We start from the raw sequence: 1,175 nt of genomic DNA on the forward strand, positions 1-1,175 counted from the left end.
AGATGAGCTGTGCGGTCTGGCGGCCTTGCATGTCATAGGCCAGGACCTTGTAGACGCCGTCGCCCGCATTGGTGCGCCAGACGCGGCCCGCGTTGTCGTAGTCGTAGGTTTCCACGCCCTGCAGCGCCTGGCCGTTGTCCAGCACGCGCTTTTGCGTCACTTCGCCGAAGGCGTTGTAGCTCAGCTCGGTGTCGCTGACGCTCAGCGTGCCCAGGGCAATGCTTTCCGAAGGGGCGTAGCTGTGCGTCTGGCGGCCCAGCACGTCATAGCTGTAGGCACGCCAGAGGCTGGCCTGGCTGGCGGTGCCGTTCTTGTCGTGGCTGGTGACGGTCTGCCATTCCTTGGCCAGACGGCCCTGGGCGTCGTAGGCGTAGTAGCGGCTGTAGCCCTGCGCGTCCGTGATCTGCGTGGTGTGGCCCTGGGCATCGAATTTCGCGGTGGTGACGCGGTCGGCTGCGCTGGCCGCCCGGGTGTAGCTGCTGCCATCGGCCGCCACGCTGGCACCGGCGGCGTACTGGGTGGTGACCAGCACGTTGCCGTGCGCATCGCGCTGGAATTCGGTCAGCGGGTTGATGGGGTTGGCACCCGCGCCCGTGGCCGCCACGCCCAGGTTCATGGCCGGGGTGATGGTGGCACGCACGCGGCCCAGCGCGTCGTAGAAGTTGGTGGTCACGCCGCCCAGCGCGTCCGTGGTCCGCGTGAGGTTGCCCAGCGCGTCGTAGGCGTAGCGGGTGGTGAGGTCGGACGTCTTGTCGTACAGCACGTCCTTTTGCTCCTGGGCGGCTGCATTGACACCGGTGTGCGCCACGCTGCGCCGTATCTCGGCGCTCTTGCGACCCATCAGGTCGTAGCTGTAGTCGGTGACGCGGTCGCCGGCTGCGGTATCGGGCGCGGTGCCTGCCGTCTGCCAAGCCTTGGCGTATTCGACCTGGCGCACCAGGCTGCCCATGGCGTCGTAGGCCATGGTGGTGATGAAGCCCATCGCGTCGGTGGTGGCCACGCGCCGGCCCAGCTTGTCGTAGGCGTGGGTGGTGGTGGACCAGCGCGCAGAGCCCTGACCCGCGAACACCGAGGTCTGGTCGCCGAAGGCGTTGTAGCCGTAGCCCGTGCTCTTGCGACCGCTGACCGTCTCTCCGGTCTGGCTGTCGTAGTTGAAGACCAGGGGCTCCTGCACG

Annotated in this window: 1 pseudogene; it reads right to left on the reverse strand. The window is 67.7% G+C overall.

Annotated elements, in window-relative coordinates:
* Nucleotides 1-1,175 (reverse strand): annotated as a pseudogene (locus DA1_RS29295) (hypothetical protein); the annotation flags it as partial.

The sequence above is a fragment of the Delftia acidovorans NBRC 14950 genome (genome assembly GCF_001598795.1).
Classification (GTDB): domain Bacteria; phylum Pseudomonadota; class Gammaproteobacteria; order Burkholderiales; family Burkholderiaceae_C; genus Comamonas; species Comamonas acidovorans.